This is a genomic window from Pandoraea sp. NPDC087047, assembly GCF_044745225.1.
GTDB lineage: Bacteria > Pseudomonadota > Gammaproteobacteria > Burkholderiales > Burkholderiaceae > Pandoraea.
In genome coordinates, this window is record NZ_JBIUZU010000003.1 from 496391 (window position 1) to 517558 (window position 21168).

17 protein-coding genes and 1 pseudogene are annotated in these 21168 nt (G+C 63.7%); 17 read left to right on the plus strand and 1 reads right to left on the minus strand.

The window, feature by feature from the left end; translation table 11 throughout:
- Positions 1-94: 94 nt before the first annotated feature.
- From ACIPHM_RS07740 to ACIPHM_RS07810, 15 genes and pseudogenes are all read left to right on the plus strand, one after another.
- Positions 95-691, plus strand: a complete 597-nt coding sequence (locus tag ACIPHM_RS07740) for a methyltransferase domain-containing protein (RefSeq protein WP_400326586.1) — start codon at positions 95-97, stop codon at positions 689-691.
- A 438-nt stretch (positions 692-1129) separates the two neighbouring features.
- Positions 1130-2575: a sodium:solute symporter family protein gene (locus ACIPHM_RS07745; RefSeq protein ID WP_400326369.1), complete on the plus strand. Its 1446-nt coding sequence runs from the start codon at positions 1130-1132 to the stop codon at positions 2573-2575.
- 384 nt (positions 2576-2959) lie between these two features.
- A complete protein-coding gene (locus tag ACIPHM_RS07750; protein ID WP_400326371.1) occupies positions 2960-3313 on the plus strand; it encodes an FmdB family zinc ribbon protein in 354 nt (117 codons plus the stop codon).
- Positions 3314-3452: 139 nt separating this feature from the next.
- The gene (locus ACIPHM_RS07755; RefSeq protein WP_400326374.1) at positions 3453-4097 is read left to right on the plus strand and encodes a DUF502 domain-containing protein; all 645 of its coding nucleotides are present in this window, start codon (positions 3453-3455) and stop codon (positions 4095-4097) included.
- Between the two features lie 47 nt (positions 4098-4144).
- Entirely contained in the window at positions 4145-5947 is a 1803-nt protein-coding gene (aspS, locus tag ACIPHM_RS07760; protein ID WP_400326377.1) for an aspartate--tRNA ligase, read from the plus strand.
- Positions 5948-6086: 139 nt separating this feature from the next.
- A pseudogene (locus ACIPHM_RS07765) lies at positions 6087-6587 on the plus strand (IS110 family transposase); the annotation flags it as partial.
- Positions 6588-6594: 7 nt separating this feature from the next.
- Positions 6595-6975 (plus strand): NUDIX domain-containing protein, encoded by a 381-nt coding sequence (locus ACIPHM_RS07770; protein WP_400326380.1) that lies wholly within the window; start codon positions 6595-6597, stop codon positions 6973-6975.
- 123 nt (positions 6976-7098) lie between these two features.
- Positions 7099-7593, plus strand: coding sequence for a dihydroneopterin triphosphate diphosphatase (gene nudB, locus ACIPHM_RS07775; RefSeq protein WP_400326382.1), 495 nt, complete (start codon positions 7099-7101; stop codon positions 7591-7593).
- Positions 7594-7609: 16 nt separating this feature from the next.
- Positions 7610-8767, plus strand: a complete 1158-nt coding sequence (clsB, locus tag ACIPHM_RS07780; protein WP_400326385.1) for a cardiolipin synthase ClsB — start codon at positions 7610-7612, stop codon at positions 8765-8767.
- Positions 8768-9084: 317 nt separating this feature from the next.
- On the plus strand, positions 9085-10038 hold the full coding sequence (locus ACIPHM_RS07785; protein WP_400326387.1) for a hypothetical protein: 954 nt from the start codon (positions 9085-9087) through the stop codon (positions 10036-10038).
- Positions 10039-10324: 286 nt separating this feature from the next.
- Positions 10325-10918, plus strand: coding sequence for a TetR/AcrR family transcriptional regulator (locus tag ACIPHM_RS07790; RefSeq protein ID WP_400326390.1), 594 nt, complete (start codon positions 10325-10327; stop codon positions 10916-10918).
- A gap of 48 nt (positions 10919-10966) precedes the next feature.
- Positions 10967-12754 carry an acyl-CoA dehydrogenase C-terminal domain-containing protein gene (locus ACIPHM_RS07795; protein WP_400326393.1) on the plus strand — a complete coding sequence of 596 codons (1788 nt, stop codon included), beginning with the start codon at positions 10967-10969 and terminating at the stop codon, positions 12752-12754.
- 17 nt (positions 12755-12771) lie between these two features.
- Positions 12772-15216, plus strand: coding sequence for a 3-hydroxyacyl-CoA dehydrogenase/enoyl-CoA hydratase family protein (locus tag ACIPHM_RS07800; RefSeq protein ID WP_400326395.1), 2445 nt, complete (start codon positions 12772-12774; stop codon positions 15214-15216).
- Positions 15217-15233: 17 nt separating this feature from the next.
- Positions 15234-16433: an acetyl-CoA C-acyltransferase gene (locus ACIPHM_RS07805; RefSeq protein WP_400326398.1), complete on the plus strand. Its 1200-nt coding sequence runs from the start codon at positions 15234-15236 to the stop codon at positions 16431-16433.
- A gap of 172 nt (positions 16434-16605) precedes the next feature.
- Positions 16606-17373 (plus strand): enoyl-CoA hydratase, encoded by a 768-nt coding sequence (locus ACIPHM_RS07810; RefSeq protein ID WP_400326401.1) that lies wholly within the window; start codon positions 16606-16608, stop codon positions 17371-17373.
- Between the two features lie 28 nt (positions 17374-17401).
- Here the strand turns inward: ACIPHM_RS07810 and ACIPHM_RS07815 are convergent, their stop codons facing one another.
- Positions 17402-17821 (minus strand): acyl-CoA thioesterase, encoded by a 420-nt coding sequence (locus ACIPHM_RS07815; protein WP_400326404.1) that lies wholly within the window; start codon positions 17819-17821, stop codon positions 17402-17404.
- A gap of 130 nt (positions 17822-17951) precedes the next feature.
- Here ACIPHM_RS07815 and ACIPHM_RS07820 point away from each other — a divergent pair, with 130 nt between their 5' ends.
- Together ACIPHM_RS07820 and ACIPHM_RS07825 are read left to right on the plus strand one after the other, a co-directional pair.
- Positions 17952-19871: an ABCB family ABC transporter ATP-binding protein/permease gene (locus ACIPHM_RS07820; RefSeq protein WP_400326407.1), complete on the plus strand. Its 1920-nt coding sequence runs from the start codon at positions 17952-17954 to the stop codon at positions 19869-19871.
- A 114-nt stretch (positions 19872-19985) separates the two neighbouring features.
- A complete protein-coding gene (locus tag ACIPHM_RS07825; RefSeq protein WP_400326410.1) occupies positions 19986-20942 on the plus strand; it encodes a LysR family transcriptional regulator in 957 nt (318 codons plus the stop codon).
- Positions 20943-21168: the final 226 nt, after the last annotated feature.

Below are 21168 nucleotides of genomic sequence, written 5' to 3' on the forward strand. Positions count from 1 at the left end.
AAAGGAGCCGGGCGTGAGCGTGATTCGCAAGTATCAAGCGGTGTTGTGCGCACCGCGCGAAGGCGACGGGGGGGAGAGCGGCGGCGCAAACGCTGTGCCGTCGTTTGCGCATCGCGATCCGTCTCGTGCGGAATTCTGGGACGAGCGCTTCGCCAGCGCCTTCATGCCCTGGGACGCCGCCGGCGTTCCCCAGGCGCTGCGGGACTTTGTGGCGGGCGAGGGCGCAGCGCGCGCCACGCTGATCCCCGGCTGCGGCGCTGCGTACGAAGCGGCGTGGCTCGACGCCCAAGGCTGGCCGGTGCGGGCCATCGACTTCGCGCCGGTCGCCGTCGAATCGGCCAAGGCGCAGTTGGGACCGCGCGCGTCGCTCGTCGAGCAAGCCGATTTCTTCACCTACACGCCGCCGTTCACGCTCGACGTGATCTACGAGCGGGCTTTTCTCTGCGCGCTGCCGCGCGCCCTCTGGCAGGACTACGCGCGCCGCATGGCGCAATTGTTGCCGCAGGGCGCACGTCTGGCCGGATTCTTTTTCCTCAAGGAAACGCCGAAGGGGCCGCCGTTCGGCATCGCTGCGGACGCCCTCCATGCGCTGCTGGCGCAGGACTTCGTCTGCGAAGCCGATCGGCTCGTCGGCGATTCGGTGCCCGTCTTCGCCGGCGCCGAGCACTGGATGGTCTGGCGGCGGCGTTGACGGCTGCGTGGCATTGGGCAGTGCAGGCCGTTCTTGGGCGGTGCGGGACGGTGTGGGGAGGCATTTTCATCCGCGTTGGCAAGCCGTTTTCCGCAATCGACGGTTGATGCCAATTGCACGTAACGCCCGCTTAGTCACTAGGCATTTCCCGATATTTGCCACGATCCCTACGCAGAATTGTGATTTTTCCCCCGCGCGTCTCCCACGCCGCTATAATCGGCCCAAAATTTTTTCGCCAGGTGGCAAGAACGGGCGCCCCCGAGCGCTGAATCGCATCAGCCCCGTCATGCACGACCTGATTTTCTGTTGCCCGGAAGGCTGCGGCCCAAGGCTCGGTTTCGTCGGCTTGCGCGGCGCCTTCATGCGGCCGGATCACGCCCGCCGCTGACGTCTCCCGGCTCATGACCGTCGCCCCTGGGGATTGGCTGGGGCCGCGTTATGCTGATCTGGTTTGTCATTCTGTATTGGGTCATTTCGGTGGCCATCGGGCTGTTGGCCGCCCTCAAGGTCCGCAATACCAAAGATTTCACTGTCGCCGGCCGCCGTCTGCCGTACGGGATGGTCGTGGCTGTCGTGTTCGCCACCTGGTTCGGCTCGGAAGCGGTGCTCGGCATTCCGGCAACGTTCATCGGCGAAGGGCTGCGCGGCGTGGTCGCCGATCCGTTCGGGTCGTCGATGTGTCTGGTCCTCGTGGGCATGTTCTTCGCCCGCAAGCTGTATCGCATGAACCTCATGACGATCGGCGATTTCTACAAGCTCAAGTACAACCGCACGGTCGAAGTCGTGACGAGTGTCGCCATCGTGATCTCGTACCTCGGCTGGGTCGGCGCACAGATCAAGGCGCTCGGGCTCGTGTTCCACACGGTGTCGGGCGGCGCGATGTCGGAGCCGACGGGCATGATCATCGGCGCTGTGTCAGTGCTGGCCTATACGCTGCTCGGTGGCATGATTTCGGTGGCCGTCACCGATTTCATCCAGATGATCATCATCGTCGTGGGGCTGGTGTATATCGCCGTGGTCGTGTCGGGCATGGTGCCGGGCGGGGCGGGCGCGGTGATCGCGCATGCGTCGGAGGCCGGCAAGTTCGTGTTCCTGCCGGAGATGAATCCCGCGGATGTATTGGCGTTCATTGCGGCGGGCGTGACCATGATGTTCGGGTCGATTCCGCAGCAGGACGTGTTCCAGCGCGTGATGTCGTCCAAGTCGGAGAACATCGCGGTCTCCGGTTCGGTGACCGGCGGCGTGCTGTACTTTTTCTTCACGTTCATCCCGATCTTCCTGGCCTACTCGGCGCTGCTGATCGCGCCGTCGATGGTGCAGAAGTACATCGGCACCGACCCGCAACAGATCCTGCCGCAGTTGGTGCTCACCAGCGTGCCGATCGTGGCGCAGGTGATGTTCTTCGGTGCACTCCTTTCGGCCATCAAGAGCTGTGCGTCGGCTACGCTGCTGGCGCCGTCGGTGACGTTCGCGGAAAACATCATTCGCCCGATGCTCAAGGGCCATATCGACGACAAGCACCTGCTGCGTCTGATGCGTATCGTCGTGCTGTGCTTCACGGCGCTCGTGCTGGTGTATGCGCTGAACTCGAAGGCGTCGATCTTCCAGATGGTCGAGAGCGCTTACAAGGTCACGCTCGTGTGCTGCTTCGTGCCGCTGGCTTTCGGTCTGTACTGGAAGCGTTCGAGCTCGCTTGGCGGCACGCTGGCCGTGTTCTTCGGGCTGATCGTCTGGATTGCCTGCGAAGCCTTTGCGCCCGATGCGCTGGTGCCGCCGCAACTGGCCGGTCTGTTTGCATCGATCACAGGGATGGTCGTCGGCTCGTTGCTGCAACCGGCGTCGCAACGCGGTCAGCCGCCGGAGCAGCGCGTGTCGACGATCTGATGCCATCGGCAAGCGGCATGTGAGGACTTGCTCGCCTGTCGATGTCCGAGAGACGGGCATTGGCCGTGTGCGGGGCGTGCTCGATAGCGGGGCGGCTGCGGCCGCCCTTTGGCGTTGTAGCGAGGCGGTTTTAGCGTCGCAGTGGCGTCTCGCTGACGTCTGATTGGCGCCTGATCGGCATCCGGTCGGCATCCGGTCGGCGTCCGGCGAGCGTGCGGTAGATGTTCGGCCGGTGTCCGATAGAGGCCCGCCACCTCGAATGCGGTCACGTCCGGTCTTGATCTTGCGCCACACCACCCCCATTTATCTCCGCACAAATCCCGAAAGCCTTGTGAAGCGGTTATAATTCAAGGCTTTGCGCGCCTTTTTCCGTCGGAAAGAATCATGCCTATCTATGCCTATCGTTGCGAAACATGCGGTTTCGCGAAGGATGTGCTGCAAAAAATGAGCGATGACCCGCTCTCCCAGTGCCCCGAATGCGGCAAGGACACGTTTCGCAAGCAGGTGACTGCGGCGGGGTTCCAGCTCAAGGGCTCGGGATGGTATGTGACCGATTTCCGTGGTGGCTCGGGTGGCGCCAGCGGCGCGAGCGCACCGGCAAACGGCGGGGCTGCGGGTTCGTCCGCTCCGGCGGCGTCCAGTGAGAGCGTTTCGGCGTCGTCGGCATCGACCGGATCGTCCGGCGGCGAGTCGTCGAGCGCCCCGGCGGCATGCGGTGGCGGCTGCGCCTGCCACTAAGGCGGACCCAGCGGCACGACGTGTCGGGGCTGTGCCCGGATGCGTCATCAGTACCCGGTAGTATCAGTACCGTTTTGAGTGGTTTATAACATTTCACCCCCGCTGCCCCCAGTCGCCGCCCACATTCGCGAGTCCTGCCATGAGCGTTAAAAAACCCGCGTTGAAGACGATTTTCCTCACCGGCTTGCTGGTGCTGGTACCCCTCGCCATCACGCTTTGGGTGCTGGGCCTGATCATCGGTACGATGGATCAGACCCTCTTGTTGCTGCCCGACGAGTGGCAGCCCTCGCGCCTGCTCGGCATGCGCGTGCCGGGCTTCGGCGTGGTGGTCACGCTCGCGTTCGTGTTCGTGGTCGGCCTTCTGGCGCATAATTTCATCGGCCAGAAGCTGGTCGGCTGGTGGGAAGCCGTGCTGACGCGCATTCCCATCGTTGGACCGTTGTACGGCAGCGTCAAGCAGGTCTCCGACACCTTGCTCTCGAGCAACGGCAACGCGTTTCGCAAGGCGTTGCTCGTGCGGTATCCGCACGGAGAATCCTGGACCATCGCCTTCCTGACCGGCGCGCCGGGCGGCGATGTGGTCAATCACTTGCAGGGCGAGTACGTGAGCGTCTATGTCCCGACGACGCCGAACCCGACGTCAGGCTTCTTCCTGATGATGCGGACGAGCGACGTCATCGAACTCGACATGACGGTCGATGCCGCACTCAAGTACATCGTATCGATGGGCGTGGTGGCGCCCGCCCACAACCCGCGCCAGCAACGTCCCGGCCCGCTCCTTTGAGCCACCGGGACCCGTCGGCGTCATTTTTTGAAAATCGGAACAGCAAAATGTCCATGCGTACCTCCTACTGCGGTCTGGTGACCGAGCAACAACTGGGCCAAACGGTCAAGCTTTGTGGCTGGGTCAATCGCCGCCGTGATCACGGCGGGGTCATCTTCATCGACCTGCGCGATCGCGAAGGTCTGGTGCAGGTCGTGTGCGATCCGGACCGCGCAGAGATGTTCAAGGCCGCCGAAGGCCTGCGCAATGAGTTCTGCGTGCAGATCACGGGCCTGGTGCGCAGCCGTCCGGCCGGCACCGAGAACGCCAACCTGACAAGCGGCAAGATCGAAGTGCTGTGCCACGCGCTCGAAGTGCTCAACCCGTCCGTCACGCCCCCGTTCCAGCTCGACGACGAAAACCTGTCGGAAACCACGCGCCTCACGCATCGCGTGCTCGATCTGCGTCGTCCGCAAATGCAATACAACCTGCGCCTGCGTTACAAGGTGGCGATGGAAGTGCGCAAGTATCTCGACGCGCAAGGCTTCATCGACATCGAAACGCCAATGCTCACGAAGAGCACCCCGGAAGGCGCACGCGATTATCTGGTGCCCTCGCGTGTGAATGCCGGCATGTTCTTCGCGCTGCCGCAGTCGCCGCAGCTCTTCAAGCAGTTGCTGATGGTGGCCGGCTTCGACCGTTACTACCAGATCACCAAGTGCTTCCGCGACGAAGACCTGCGCGCTGACCGTCAGCCGGAGTTCACGCAGATCGACTGCGAAACCTCGTTCCTCTCGGAACAGGAAATCCGCGATCTGTTCGAGAACATGATTCGTCACGTGTTCAAGGAAGCGATCAACGTCGACCTGGACGCCAAGGTGCCGGTCATGGAGTACTCGGAAGCGATGCGCCGCTTCGGTTCGGACAAGCCGGACCTGCGCGTGAAGCTCGAATTCACCGAGCTGACCGACGTGATGGGCGACGTGGACTTCAAGGTGTTCTCGGTGCCGGCCACGACCGAAGGCGGCCGTGTGGTCGCCCTGCGCGTGCCGGGCGGTGCAGAGATCTCGCGCAGCGAAATCGACGCTTACACCGACTTCGTGAAGATCTACGGCGCGAAGGGTCTGGCCTGGATCAAGGTCAATGAAGTGGCCAAGGGCCGCGACGGTCTGCAAAGCCCGATCGTGAAGAACCTGCACGACGCCGCCGTCGCCTCGATTCTCGAGCGCACCGGTGCGCAAGACGGCGACATCATCTTCTTCGGCGCGGACAAGGAAAAGGTCGTCAACGACGGTATCGGCGCCCTGCGTCTGAAGATCGGTCACTCGGAATTCGGCAAGAGCCACGGCCTATTCGAAGCCGGCTGGCGTCCGCTGTGGGTCGTGGACTTCCCGATGTTCGAGTACGACGAAGAAGACGCCCGCTGGGTTGCCTGCCACCACCCGTTCACGAGCCCGAAGGACGAGCATATCGACTACCTCGAGACCGATCCGGGCAAGTGCCTGGCGAAGGCCTACGACATGGTGCTCAACGGCTGGGAAATCGGCGGCGGTTCGGTCCGTATCTTCCAGGAAGAAGTGCAGAGCAAGGTGTTCCGCGCGCTCAAGCTGGGTGAGGAAGAAGCCCGCGCGAAGTTCGGCTTCCTGCTCGACGCGCTGCAATACGGCGCGCCCCCGCACGGCGGTATCGCCTTCGGTCTGGACCGCGTCATCACGATGATGGCCGGCGCCGATTCGATTCGTGACGTGATCGCTTTCCCCAAGACGCAACGTGCGCAGGATCTGCTCACGCAGGCACCGTCGGCGGTGGACGAGCGTCAACTGCGCGACCTGCACATCCGTCTGCGTCAGCCGGAAGCGCCGAAGGCCTGACGGTAGCAACGGCACCGGCGCGCGCTGGTGTGCCGATTTCGAATCCCCTCGGCCGAAAGGCCCAGGGGGTTAATGAGATGGTCACCCCCACCCTACACGCGGGTAACGCGGTAGGGTGTTTTCATTTTGGAGGGCCATCATGCAAAGCGTGACGTTGGTAGGAATCGATCTTGGCAAACATACGTTTCACCTTCACGGGCAGGACAGGCAAGGTAAGGCGGTGTTTCGCAAAAGGGTAAGTCGCAAGCAATTGGTTGAGTTTTTCGCAACATTTCATGCTTGCACGGTGGTGATGGAGGCGTGTGCCGGAGCCCACCACATGGCCCGGCAACGGGTGGGTTTCGGGCATCAGGTCAGGCTCATCTCGCCGCAATTCGTGCGGCCTTTCGTCAAGAGCAACAAGAACGACTTCGTGGATGCCGAGGCGATTTGCGAAGCGGCGTCTCGTGCGGCCATGCGGTTTGTGGTACCAAAGACCGAATCGCAGCAGACGCTCGGGGCGTTGCATCGGGTGCGCGAATCGCTGATCCGGGATCGGACCAAGACGATTAACCAACTCCATGGGTTGTTGCTCGAATTCGGTATCAGCCTGCCGATCGGTCAGGCAGTCATCAGGCGCCTGCCAGCGGTGTTTTTGGAGAGTGACGATGATAGTTAGCGCCAAAGCGATCTTGCGACGAGGTGACACCGTGCTGTTCGCCCGTAACCCTCGCGACGAGTGGGAACTGCCGGGCGGCCAGCCCGAGCCGGGCGAGTCGCTCGAAGACGCGGTGCGGCGCGAGGTGCTCGAAGAGTGTGGCTGGCGAGTCGGCAGCGTGGGCTACGCGGGGAGCGCGGCGTTCGAAGTCATCCCGGCGCGCCACGTCATGCTCGTCTTCTTCGAATGCCGCCGCGAAGCCGGTGACACCGTACCGTTGGCGGTCAGCGACGAACACTCGACGTTCGCATGGATCGACGTGAGCGGCGCGCGTCCCGACGATCTGCCGCGCATCTATTGGCGCGCTGTGCAGCGCGACACTTCGAACTGATTTCGGACGGATGTTCCGACGCATACGCGGCATTGCAGCAACGAGACGACGCGATTGCCCATTACAATGAGGCGCTCGAGCCGGTCCTTGCATCGCCGGTTTTCCGTTGTTTATGCGTCGTTTATGCGTCGATTTCAAGCCACCGCCGCCTGCATGAAGCCCTTCAAGATCCCCGAATCCGTGCTCGTCGTGATTTATACGCCGGCGCTCGACGTCCTGCTCATCGAACGCGCCGACGCCGAGAATTTCTGGCAGTCCGTGACCGGTAGCAAGGATCGGCTCGACGAGCCACTGGTCGAGACCGCCACGCGCGAGGTTTTTGAGGAGACCGGCATTCGCGTGGCGAACGGGACGGCGGTGCCCGAAGCGGCGCTGACCGACTGGCAGCACGAGATTCAGTACAGCATCTATCCGCGATGGGCGCATCGCTATGCGCCCGGGGTCACGCGCAACACCGAGCATTGGTTCGGCCTGTGCGTGCCGGAGAACACGCCGGTGACGCTGGCCCCACGCGAGCACGTTGCCTACACCTGGCTGCCGTGGGAAGCGGCTGCCGAGCGCTGCTTCTCCCCGTCGAACGGCGACGCCATCCGGCAGTTGCCGCGACGCGTGCGCTAGCCGCCGCATCGCGCCGATGAGCAAGTATCTGCCGTTCTCCCACGATAACGATCTGACGCTGCTCTATCAGGGGCAGAACTACTTCACTGCGCTCATCGCAGCCATCGATGACGCTACGCGCGAAGTGGCGCTCGAGACCTATATCTTCGAGGCCGACGAGGCCGGAGAGAACGTGTGCGCCGCGTTGCAACGGGCAGCGCAACGCGGGGTGTCGGTGCGCGTCATCACCGATGGTGTCGGCACGAGTCGTCGCCTGCCGTTTTTTGCCGACTGGCGAGAGAGCGGGGTGATGCATCGCATCTACAATCCGCACCTGTTCGGCAAGTTCGGCTTCTCGCGCACGCACCGCAAGCTCGCCATCATCGATCACGAGGTAGCGTTCGTCGGCGGCATCAACATCATCGACGACTTCAACGGCGGGGGCGGCACGCGCATGAGCGACCCGCGCTGGGACTTTGCGGTGCAATGCCGCGGGCCCATCGTCGCCGAGATTGCGATGGCGTTTCACATTCAGTGGCTGCGGCTCGCGCCGGGGTATCTGGGCACGCCGTTTCGTCATCGGCGTCGCGGACAACGGGGGCGTTTGCATGCGCCTTACGCCGGTCAGGCCGCGTTCGTGGCGCGTGACAATCTGCACAATCGCCGCGCGGTCGAAAAGGCGTATCTGATGGCGCTCGGTCGCGCCCGCCACGAAGTATGGCTCGCGAATCCCTACTTCGTGCCCGGCCGGCGGCTGCGACGCGCACTGTCGCAGGCGGCCAGACGCGGCGTGTCGGTGCATCTGCTGATCGGTCGCAAGGAATTTCGTCTGCTCGACGCGGCGGTGCCCTGGCTGTACGCCAAGCTGCTCGACGCCGGCGTGCGCATCGGCGAGTACGACATGCGTCAATTGCACGGCAAGGTGGCCGTGGTCGACGATGTCTGGGCGACGGTCGGCTCGTCGAATCTCGATGCCTTGTCCCTCTTCCTGAACCACGAGGCCAATGTGGTCGTGCTCGACGACCCGGTGGTGATTGAGTTGCGCGACCATATTCGCAAGGCGTTTGCCGAGGCGCGCCTCATCGACCCCGAACGGTATGGTGGACGCTCGCGCTGGCGGCGTTTCCGTCAGTGGGCGGCTTACCGTCTCTATCGTCTCGCGATGAACGTCCTCACGCGCGGCAAGTACGACTGACACCGGCTTTCCGGACGACCGGGCAACCGGACGACGGAGGTGATGATGAGTCGCGTAACGTAACACTCGGGGTTTACCGTAACAAGGGGAAACGCTCGATGGCGTCTCAATCGGACGCATGAAGTGCGATCCTCCGACGCCCCGTGTGCATCTGCTGCGTTGACGTTCTTTGAGTCAATAGACGAGTCGGGACGATTCGAAGCGTGGCACAAGAATTGCGCCGTGCAATGCGGGCGCACTGACCTTTCCGATCAACCGGCGCCTTCGGCGTCACCTTGGTTTCGACGCCGATCTTCCACTCTGAGCTGGGGGGTATCATGGCCTCGAATCAACGGTTCATCTTCAACGCAGTCAAGACGGCTTCGGTCTGTGCGTGCATGGTTTCGGCATCCGGTGTTTTTGCGCAATCCATCGGCAGTATTCCCGTTGTCGCGCTTGCGCCGCTTCCGATTGACGTGGGCTCGATTCTTACGCCCGTGACGGGAGTCGTCGGTGGTGTGGCCGGGACGCTGGGCGGCGTTGGCGGAAGTAATCCGGTTGCGCCGGTGACGGGAATCGTCAGTAGTTTGACAGGGGCGCTGGGCGGCGTTGGCGGAAGCAATCCGATTGCGCCAGTGACGGGAGTCGTCAGTGGTTTGACAGGGACGCTGGGCGGCGTTGGCGGAAGCAATCCGATTGCGCCGGTGACGGGAATCGTCAGTAGTTTGACAGGGGCGCTGGGCGGCGTTGGCGGAAGCAATCCGATTGCGCCGGTGACGGGAGTTGTCAGTGGTTTGACAGGGGCACTAGGCGGCGTTGGCGGAAGTAATCCGATTGCGCCGGTGACGGGAGTCGTCAGTAGTTTGACAGGGGCACTAGGCGGCGTTGGCAGTAGCAATCCGATCGCACCAGTCACGGGACTTGTTGGCGGCGTGACCAGTGCGTTGGGCAGTGTCGTCGGCGGCGTGAGCGGCGCATTGAATGGCGTTCTCGGTGGTGTGACGGGCGCGCTGGGCGGCGTTGTCGGCGGGGTAACCGGCGCGCTGGGTGGTGTTGGCGGCAGTACTCCGCTTGGACCTGTAACGGGGGTCGTGAGCAATGTGACGGGATCACTCGGCAGCCCTTCGCCGATTGCGCCGATTACGTCCCTTGTCAGCAACGTCGGCGTGGCAAAAGCCGCGATGCCTGTCAGTCAGGTCGTGAGCACCGTGACAAGCCATGCAGGCGTGCTTGCCCCGGTCGGCAATGCGCTAGGTGGCGTGCTCTCTCATGTGAACACCCTCGGGCGCTAACCTCCCACGTCCGCGCGGTGTGTGCCGCTGCGACTTTGGGGACATCGTTCCTGCGCAAGTCTTCAGCGGTTCCAGGGTCTTCGGCCATTGGTCGGAGACCTTTTTTCTTCCGGTGTGACATTCCCCTGAATCCACCCCCTTCGACACCCCAGCGGCAGCCGATACCGATTAGGTATTCCGATCTAATAAATCCCTTGTTACCCCATGGGCGTCCCCCAATAATAGGACGGCCGTTCGATTTTTTGGTTAGCATCGAAGAACGGATAACCAAAGCGATGCAATACATATGCGAAAGGGTGAACAGACACGTGCCGCGATCCTGAATGCCGCGCTGGAACTGGCGGGGCGCGACGGGCTTGAAGGGCTGACGATCGGCTTGCTGGCCGATCGCATGCAGATGAGCAAAAGCGGTGTCTTCGCGCACTTCGGGTCACGCGAGGACTTGCAGATCGAAGTGCTGATGGAATACCACCGGCGTTTCGAAGAAGAAGTGTTCGCTCCCAGCATGGAAGCGCCGCGCGGCTTGCCGCGACTCAGAGCGCTGGTGGATCGCTGGATGGACAAGCGTATTCGCGAAGTCACGACGGGGTGCATCTATATCAGCGGTGCCGTCGAGTACGACGATCGCGCAGCCAGCCCGGTGCGCGAAGCCTTGGTAAAGAGTGTGCGGTTGTGGCGATCGGCCCTGCTGCGCGCGATTACGCAAGCGAAGGAGGAGGGACATCTGCGTGCAGACACCGATCCGCGCCTGATGCTCTTTGAAATGTACAGCCTGACACTCGGCCTGCATCACGACGCGCGTTTCCTTCGGGAGCCCGGCGCTGTCGAGATGACCCGGGTGGCACTGGAAAAACTGTTTTCGTCTTATCAGCGCGGGTGAGGCGCGAGCCGTCCGCGATTCGATTCGATTTGTTCGGAGGAGTAGGTCATGGGACAGTACAACGCGCCGCTGCGCGACATGCAATTCGTTCTGCACGAACTGTTGGGCGTGGAAAACGAATTGAAGGCATTGCCGAAGCACGCGGACATCGATGCCGACACCATCAATCAGGTGCTCGAAGAAGCCGGCAAGTTCTGTAGCGAGGTCGTCTTCCCGCTGAATCAGGTGGGCGATCGCGAAGGCTGCAAGTATGAGGGCGACGGTGTCGTCACCACGCCGACGGGCTTCAAGCAGGCCTATCAGCAATATGTCGAAGCCGGCTGGCCCGCACTGGCGTGCGACCCGGAATTCGGCGGCCAGGGGCTGCCGCAGGTCGTGAACAACGCCCTGTACGAAATGCTCAACTCGGCCAACCAGGCGTGGACGATGTACCCCGGCCTGTCGCACGGCGCCTATGAGTGCCTGCACGCCCACGGCACCCCCGAACAACAAGCCACCTATCTGCCGAAGATCGTCTCGGGCGAGTGGACGGGCACGATGTGCCTGACCGAGCCGCACTGCGGCACCGACCTGGGCATGCTGCGCACGAAGGCCGAGCCCAACGGCGACGGTTCGTACGCCATCTCCGGCACCAAGATCTTCATCTCGGCGGGCGAGCACGACATGGCCGCCAACATCATTCACCTCGTGCTGGCGCGTCTGCCGGATGCGCCGCCGGGAACGAAGGGCATCTCGCTGTTCGTGGTGCCGAAGTTCATTCCCGATACGAACGGCGCACCGGGCGAGCGCAACGGTATCAAGTGCGGCTCCATCGAACACAAGATGGGCATTCACGGCAACGCCACCTGCGTGATGAATCTCGACGGCGCGAAGGGCTGGCTCGTCGGCGAAGCGAACAAGGGCCTGAACGCCATGTTCGTGATGATGAACGCCGCGCGTCAGGGCGTGGGCATGCAGGGCATGGGCCTGACGGAAGTCGCCTATCAGAACTCGCTGGTGTACGCAAAGGAACGCATTCAGATGCGCTCGCTCACCGGCCCGAAGGCACCGGACAAGCCGGCCGATCCGATCATCGTGCATCCGGACGTGCGTCGCATGTTGCTCACGCAAAAGGCCTATGTGGAAGGCGGTCGCGCTTTCTCGTACTGGACCGCGCTGCACATCGACAAGGAACTCTCGCACGGCGACGAAGCCGAGCGTCGCGAAGCCGCCGATCTGGTCGCGCTGCTCACGCCGATCATCAAGGCGTTCCTCACGGACAACGCCTTCGAGTGCACGAACCACGCGCTGCAAATCTACGGCGGCCACGGCTATATCGCCGAGTGGGGCATGGAGCAGTACGTGCGCGATGCGCGCATCAACATGATCTACGAAGGCACCAACTCGATTCAGGCACTCGACCTGCTCGGGCGCAAGGTGCTCGGCGACATGGGCGCGAAGCTCAAGAAGTTCGGCAAGATCGTGGAGGAATTCGTCGAGGCCGAAGGCACGAAGGAAGAGATGCAGGAGTTCGTCAACCCGCTCGCGGATATCGGCGACAAGGTCCAGAAGCTGACGATGGAAATCGGCATGAAGGCGATGGCCAATCCGGACGAAGTCGGTGCGGCGGCCGTGCCGTATCAGCGCGTGGTCGGTCATCTCGTGTTCGCCTACTTCTGGGCACGCATGGCGCGCATCGCGCTCGACAAGCAAGACAGCGGCGACAAGTTCTACGCGTCGAAGCTCGCCACCGCGCGTTTCTACTTCGCCAAGCTGCTGCCGGAGACCGCGTATCACATTCGCGTGGCCTGTGCCGGCGCGAAGACGCAAATGGAAGTCGACGTCGACCTGTTCTGAGAGCGGAGGAGATCACCGTGAGCCAAACCAACAAACCCCTGGTTGTACGCAAGGTCGCCGTGCTCGGCGCCGGCGTGATGGGCGCGCAGATCGCTGCGCACCTCGTCAACGCGAAAGTGCCCGTTGTGCTGTTCGATCTGCCGGCCAAGGAAGGCCCGAAGAACGGTATTGTCACGCGCGCCGTCGAGAGCCTGAAGAAGCTGAGCCCCGCGCCGTTCGCCGACAAGGCCGACGCGCAATACATCGAAGCCGCGAACTACGAGGACGACCTCGAAAAGCTCGCCGGCTGCGACGTGGTGATCGAAGCGATCGCCGAGCGCATGGACTGGAAGCACGACCTTTACAAGAAGGTCTCACCGCATCTGGCCAAGCATGCGATCTTCGCGTCGAACACGTCGGGTCTGTCGATCACCGAACTCTCGGAAGGCTTCGACGCCGACCTGAAGTCTCGCTTTTGCGGCGTGCACTTCTTCAACCCGCCGCGCTACATGCATCTGGTCGAGCTGATTCCGACCGCAACCACCGCGCCGGCCATCCTCGATCAACTCGAAACGTTCCTCACGTCCACGCTCGGCAAGGGCGTGGTGCGCGCGAAGGACACGCCGAACTTCATCGCCAATCGCGTGGGGGTGTTCTCGATTCTGGCGGTATTCGCCGAAGCGCAGAAATACGGCATTGCGTTCGATGTCGTCGACGACCTGACCGGCAGCAAGCTGGGCCGCGCCAAGTCGGCCACGTTCCGCACCGCCGACGTGGTCGGTCTGGACACGATGGCGCACGTCATCAAGACGATGCAGGATGGCCTCAAGGATGACCCGTTCGCACCGACCTACGCCACGCCGCCGGTACTCAAGGCGCTGGTGGAGAAGGGCGCACTGGGCCAGAAGACGGGCGCAGGTTTCTACAAGAAGGAAGGCAAGGTCATCAAGGTGCTCGACCCGCAATCGGGCGAGTACGTGGAGTCGGGCAAGAAGGCCGACGAGATGGTCGTGCGGATTCTGAAGAAGGCACCGGCCGAGCGCCTGCGTCTGTTGCGCGAATCGACCAACCCGCAGGCGCAGTTCCTGTGGGCCGTGTTCCGCGACGTGTTCCATTACATCGGCGTGTATCTCGAGCAGATCGCCGACAACGCGCGTGAAGTCGACTTCGCGATTCGCTGGGGCTTCGGCTGGACCACGGGGCCGTTCGAAGACTGGCAGGCCGCCGGCTGGAAGGACATTGCGCAATGGGTGCAGGAAGATATCGACGCTGGCAAGGCGCTGTCGAACGCCCCGCTGCCCAAGTGGGTCACGAGCGGCAAGGTCGCGCAAGCTGGCGGCGTGCACACGGCTGAAGGCTCGTACGCGCCGGCCAAGGACGCTTTCGTCGCGCGCAGCACGCTGCCGGTGTACCAGCGTCAGGTGTTCCCGGCGTCGCTCGTCGGCGAGTCCGGCGCGGACCCGCGCAAGTTCGGCAAGACCATCGAAGAGAACGACGCCGTGCGCCTGTGGGTCGACGAGACCCCGGGACAGGACGACGTGCTCGTCGTCTCGTTCAAGACGAAGATGAACACCATTGGGCCGGACGTCATCGACGGTCTGACCCGCGCCATCGATCTGGCCGAGCAGCAGTATCGCGGCGTGGTCGTATGGCAGCCGACGTCGCTCAAGCTCGGCGCGCCGGGCGGTCCGTTCTCCGCAGGCGCCGATCTGGAAGCCGCCATGCCCGCCTTCATGATGGGCGGCGCGAAGGGGATCGAGCCGTTCATCAAGAAATTCCAGGACGGCATGATGCGCGTGAAGTACGCGCAGGTGCCGGTCGTCTCGGCGGTGTCCGGCATTGCGCTGGGCGGCGGCTGCGAACTGCTGCTGCATAGCGCCAAGCGCGTGGCGGCGCTCGAGAGCTACATCGGGCTCGTGGAAGTCGGCGTCGGCCTCGTGCCGGGCGGCGGCGGGCTCAAGGAAGCGGCGATTCGTGCGGCCGAAGCGGCTACGGCCGCGGGCAGCGTTCAGTATCTCCAGTTCGTGACGAAGTCGTTTACCAACGCCGCGATGGCGAAGGTCTCCGCTTCGGCGCTCGACGCCCGCGACATGGGCTATCTGAAGCCGACGGACACCATCGTCTACAACGTGCACGAGTTGCTCTCGGTTGCGCGAAACGAAGCACGGGCGCTGGCGATCGCCGGTTATCGTGCGCCGCTCAAGCCGGCCGGTATTCCGGTGGCGGGTCGCTCGGGGGTGTCGACGATCAAGGCGTCGCTCGTGAACATGCGCGACGGCAATTTCATCTCGGCACACGATTTCCTGATCGCCTCGCGCATTGCCGAAGCCGTGTGCGGCGGCGACGTGGAAGCAGGCAGCCTCGTGAACGAAGAATGGCTGCTGGCGCTGGAGCGTCGTGCCTTCATCGAACTGCTGGGCACGTCGAAGACCCAGGAACGCATCATGGGCATGCTGCAAACCGGCAAGCCGGTGCGCAACTAAGCCGATCGGAGACTGACATGAGCAAACAACTGCAAGACGCCTACATCGTTGCCGCCACGCGTGCGCCGATCGGCAAGGCTCCCAAGGGCAGCTACAAGAACACGCGTCCGGACGACCTGCTCGCGACCATCCTCAAGAGCATGCTCGCTCAGGCGCCGGGTATCGATCCGTCGGTCATCGAAGACGCGATCATCGGCTGCGCGATTCCCGAAGCCCAGCAGGGCCTGAACGTGGCGCGTATCGGTGCGCTGCTCTCGGGCCTGCCGAACACGGTAGGCGGCGTGACCGTCAACCGGTTCTGCGCCTCGGGCCTCACGGCGCTCGCGATGGCGGCCGACCGCATTCGGGTGGGCGAAGCCGACGCGATGATCGCGGGCGGCATCGAGAGCATGAGCATGGTGCCGATGATGGGCAACACGCCGTCGCTCTCGCCGTCGATCTTCGAGCGCGACGAGAACGTGGGCATTGCCTACGGCATGGGGCTGACGGCCGAGAAGGTCGCGCAGCAGTGGGGCGTGACCCGAGACGCGCAGGACGCCTTCGCACTCGCTTCGCACGAGAAGGCGATCAAGGCTCAGCAGGCGGGCGAGTTCACCGACGAGATCACCCCGATCGAGATCGTCGAGCGTTTCCCGAATCTGGCGACGGGCGACGTGTCGATCAAGACACGCACGCTCTCGCTCGACGAAGGCCCGCGGCCCGACACGTCGATCGAAGGTCTGGGCAAGCTGCGTCCGGTGTTCGCGAACAAGGGCTCGGTCACGGCCGGTAACAGCTCGCAAACGTCGGACGGGGCTGGCGCGCTGCTCGTCGTGAGCGAAAAGATACTCAAACAGTTCAACCTCACGCCGCTTGCGCGTTTCGTGTCGTTCGCCGTGCGCGGCGTGCCGCCCGAAATCATGGGCATCGGTCCGAAGGAAGCGATTCCGGCGGCGCTGCGTGCCGCGGGCCTGCGTCAGCAGGACATGGACTGGATCGAACTGAACGAAGCGTTCGCCGCGCAGGCGCTCGCCGTCATCAAGGATCTGTCGCTCGACACCAGCAAGGTCAACCCGATGGGCGGTGCGATTGCGCTGGGTCACCCGCTCGGGGCCACCGGTGCGATTCGTGCCGCGACCGTGGTGCACGCGCTGCGCCGTCACAACCTGAAGTACGGCATGGTGACGATGTGCGTCGGGACCGGCATGGGCGCTGCGGGGATTATCGAGCGCATGTGAGGCAGGTAAGTGGACGCCGTCTCTCTCCGGCCCCGTTCGTCCGTATTCGACAGACGGGGTTTGGAGGCTCAGGTAGCCACTGAATAAATGACGGCTCAGGGCGCCGGGGTGCGGTTTCGCGAATGCGTGACTGGCCCCGGCGCTGTCATCTGGTTCCGAGGAGACATACACGATGGAAGACGTATTGGTGCAGCGTCAGGGCGCCGTGCAGGTGCTGACGTTCAACCGCGCGCACAAGAAAAACGCGATTACCGCCGCCATGTATCAGGCGCTCGCCGACGGCATTGCCGAGGCCGAAGCCGATCCGTCGCTGCGCGTGATCCTGATTCAGGGGCAGCCCGAGGCCTTCTCGGCGGGCAACGACCTCGAAGACTTCCTGAAGAACCCGCCGAAGGACGAGCGTGCGCCGGTGTTCCAGTTCCTGCGCACGATCAGTCAGGCGAGCAAGCCGATTGTGGCCGCCGTGGCGGGCAATGCCGTGGGCGTGGGCACGACGCTGCTGTTGCACTGCGATGTCGTATACGCAGCCGACTCGGCGCGTTTCTCGCTGCCGTTCTCGCAACTGGCGCTGTGCCCGGAGGCGGCGTCGAGCTGGCTGCTGCCGCGCGTGGCGGGCTATCATCGCGCGGCCGAGAAACTGCTTTTCGGCGAGCCGTTCGACGCCAACGAGGCGGTGGCGATGGGTTTCGTCAACCGCATTCTGCCGGCCGCCGAACTGCTGGAATACGCTGCCAAGCGCGCCGCACAATTGGCCGCCATGCCCGCCGGGTCGCTGCGCGTGACCAAACAGTTGATGAAGGCCGACGGTGCGCGCGACGTGCAGGCACGTATTGGCGAGGAAGGCGTAGAGTTCGCCAGGCGTCTCCTGTCGCCGGAAGCCCGCGAGGCCTTCAACGCGTTTTTCGAGAAGCGCAAGCCGGACTTCAGTCAGTTCTCGTAAGCTCAGACGCTCAGACTCGAACGGCTGCTCAACTCGCGTCGTCGAGCTTGGGCAGCGGGCGCGGGCGACGGTCTTCGTCGGTCGCGACGTACGTCACCATCGCCTCGGTGACTTTGACGATCTCGTGCGACAGGCGCATGCGCTGTGCGTACGCCTCGACGTAGACCGTGACCGAGGTGTTCCCCGTTTTCACGATCGTTGCGTAAAAACTGAGCAGATCGCCGACGAACACGGGCTCCTTGAACAGGAACGAGTTCACGGCAATGGTCGCCACACGCCCGTTGGCGCGTTGTGCGGCGGGGATCGAGCCGGCGATGTCGACCTGCGACATGATCCAGCCGCCGAAGACGTCGCCGTGGGCGTTGGCGTCGGCGGGCATGGGCAGCACGCGCAACGCCAGTTCTTTTTCTTCGGGCAGGGCCGTGAGGGCGGGGGTCGGGGTACTCATGAGGTTCCTTGCTAGAGCGGGAAAGCTGTCCGGCGTCGGTTCAGCATGAGACGCCGGGTTCTGCGAAAATACGCCATCAACGATTCTAGCGGAAAGCCCTCACCCGAGCCGGACGCCGCACCACCTCATCATGAGACGTTTCACTCCGGCCGAGCCCGCGCCGGCGAGCGCCAGTTCGCCCAACCCCAATACCCGTAAGGTGCCGCGCGGCGACTGGCAGGTCATCAAGTCGCTGATTCCGTATCTGATGGAGTTTCGCGCACGCGTGACACTCGCCCTGTCGTGCCTGATCCTGGCCAAGGTCGCCAACCTCGGCGTGCCCATCATCATGAAGCACATCGTCGACGCGCTCGGCCCCGTGGCGACGCTCTCGGCCACGGCGCGCGCCACGCGCGATCCCAGCCTGATCGTCGTTGGCGGCCTCGGTATGCTGGTGATCGCCTACGGGTTCGTGCGGCTGTCCACGTCGCTGTTCACCGAGCTGCGCGAAATTCTGTTCTCGAAGGTGACGGAAAGCGCCGTGCGGCAAATCGCGCTCAAGGTCTTCCGTCATTTGCACGCGCTATCGCTGCGTTTTCACCTGGAGCGTCAGACGGGCGGGATGAGCCGCGATATCGAGCGCGGCACGCGCGGCATCCAGTCGATGATCTCGTACTCGCTCTACAGCATTCTGCCCACGCTCATCGAAGTCTCGCTCGTGCTCGGCTTTTTCGTGGTGCGCTATGAGGCTTTCTACGCCGTCGTCACGCTCGTGGCGCTCGCGTTCTACATTGTCTTCACGGTCAAGGTCACGGAGTGGCGCACGCACTTTCGCCGCACGATGAATGAACTCGACTCGAAGGCGAACGCGCGTGCCATCGATTCGCTCATCAATTACGAGACGGTGAAGTACTTCGGCAACGAGGCGTTCGAGACACAGCGTTACGACGAGAATCTCAAGCGCTACCGCGCCGCCGCGATCCGCTCGCAGAACTCGCTCTCGGTGCTGAATTTCGGTCAGCAGGTGATCATCGCCAGCGGCCTCATCCTGATCCTGTGGCACGCCACGCAGGGCGTGATGAGCGGGCGCATGACGCTGGGCGATCTGGTGCTCGTCAACACGTTCATGTTGCAGCTCTACATTCCGCTGAACTTCCTCGGCGTGATCTATCGCGAGCTCAAGCAGGCGATGACCGACATGGATCGCATGTTCACGCTGCTCGACGTCAATCGCGAAGTCGCCGATCCGCCCGGTGCGCAGCCGCTCGTGTGCACCGGCGGGAGCGTGCGCTTCGAGCATGTGAATTTCGGTTATGAAGCGTCGCGCCAGATTCTGCATGACGTCGATTTCACTATCGCCGCGGGCACGACCACGGCGGTCGTCGGCCATAGCGGTTCGGGCAAATCGACGCTCTCGCGTTTGCTGTTCCGCTTCTACGATGTCGGTTTCCCGGGCCTTGCAGCAGGGCAGATCACCATCGACGGGCAGGACATTCGCAACGTCACGCAGGACTCGCTGCGTGCGGCCATCGGCATCGTTCCGCAGGACACGGTGCTGTTCAACGATACGATTTACTACAACATTGCGTACGGCAATCCGTCGGCGTCGCGCGAGCAGGTCATTGCCGCCGCGCGCGCCGCGCATATTCACGACTTCATCGAGAGCCTGCCGGCCGGTTACGAGTCGATGGTCGGTGAGCGCGGGCTCAAGCTCTCCGGCGGCGAGAAGCAGCGCGTGGCGATTGCGCGAACCATCCTCAAGAATCCACACATTCTGATCTTCGACGAAGCGACATCGGCCCTCGATTCGCGCTCGGAGCAGGCGATCCAGACGGAGTTGCGCAATATCGCGCGCGAACGCACCACGCTCGTCATCGCGCACCGCCTCTCGACGGTGGTGCATGCCGCGCAGATCATCGTGCTCGATAAGGGACGCATCGTGGAGCGCGGCACGCACGCCCAGTTGCTGCACGCCGAGGGGCTCTACGCACAGATGTGGGCGTTGCAGCAGCAGCGTCGCGGTGGGGAAGGGGATGCCGAGGCATCGCATTTCGCGACGGTGGTGTCCTGAGCGGCATTGGCGCCGATGGTGCGCGGGTGGTCGGCGGATGATGGGCGTAGGCCTGTCATCCTGTCGGGCGATTGAGTAGACTAGCGCGCTGACATTGCCGACGCGGGGTGCCGCATGGAAATCAAATGGCTCGAGGACTTTGTGTCGCTCGCCAAGACGAACAGTTTCAGCCGTTCGGCCGAGTTGCGTCACGTGACGCAACCGGCGTTCTCGCGACGTATCCAGTCGCTCGAAGCATGGCTCGGCAGCGAGCTCATCGATCGTTCCAGCTACCCCACACGTCTGACCCCCGCCGGTGAGGTGTTCTACGAGCAGGCCCTGACGCTGCTTGCCCAGGCCCAGGAAGCGCGCGCGTTGCTGCGCGAGCAGCGCTCGGCGGACCATTCGGTGCTCGACTTCGCTGTCCCGCACACGCTCTCGATGACGTTCTTCCCGCGCTGGCTCAAGACGCTGGAGAAGCGTCTGGGGCTGTTGCGCAGTCGTCTGCGCGCGCTCAACGTGCACGATGCCGCCATGTCGCTCACCGACGGCGGCTGCGATCTGCTGATGTGCTACTACCATCCCAGTCAGCCGCTGCAACTCGACGCGGCGCGCTACGAGATGATCGTACTCGGCAGCGAGCGCTTCAGCCCTTACAGCGCGCCAACGGCGCAAAAACGGGCCCGTTTCCGTCTGCCGGGAACGCCCGAGGCGCCGGTGCCTTATCTGGCGTACACGTCGAACGCTTATCTGGGACGGATGGCCGATCTGCTCGCGGGCGATGCGTCCAGCCCCCCGTATCTCGACAAGGTCTATGAGACGGACATGGCGGAGGCGCTCAAGGCGATGGTGCTCGCCGGGCACGGCGTGGCGTTCTTGCCGGAGAGCGCCGTGGTCGATTCGGTGGCGCGCGACGAACTGGTCGATCTCGCGGCGTCGGCCAAGGGGGCTGCGCCCTGGCATCTGGATATGGAGATTCGTCTGTATCGCGACCGTCTCGCCCATACGGATGCCAGCAACCGGCGCGAGCGTACCAAGCGCGACGTCGTCGAAGCCTTCTGGCAGGCCGTGCGCGATCAGGTCAAGGGCTGAGCGGCCCGGCCGGGCACGACGTCCGGCCCTCGATTCGGCCCAAGGCCACCCCAACGCGCCCCAGACATCCCCGGATGTCCCCGGATGTCTCGGATGTCTCGGAGCCCCGGAGCCCCGGAGCCCCGGAGCCCCCGGAGCCCCCGGAGCCCCCGGAGCCCCCGGAGCCCCCGGAGCCCCCGGAGCCCCCGGAGCCCCCGGAGCCCCCGGAGCCCCCGGAGCCCCCGGA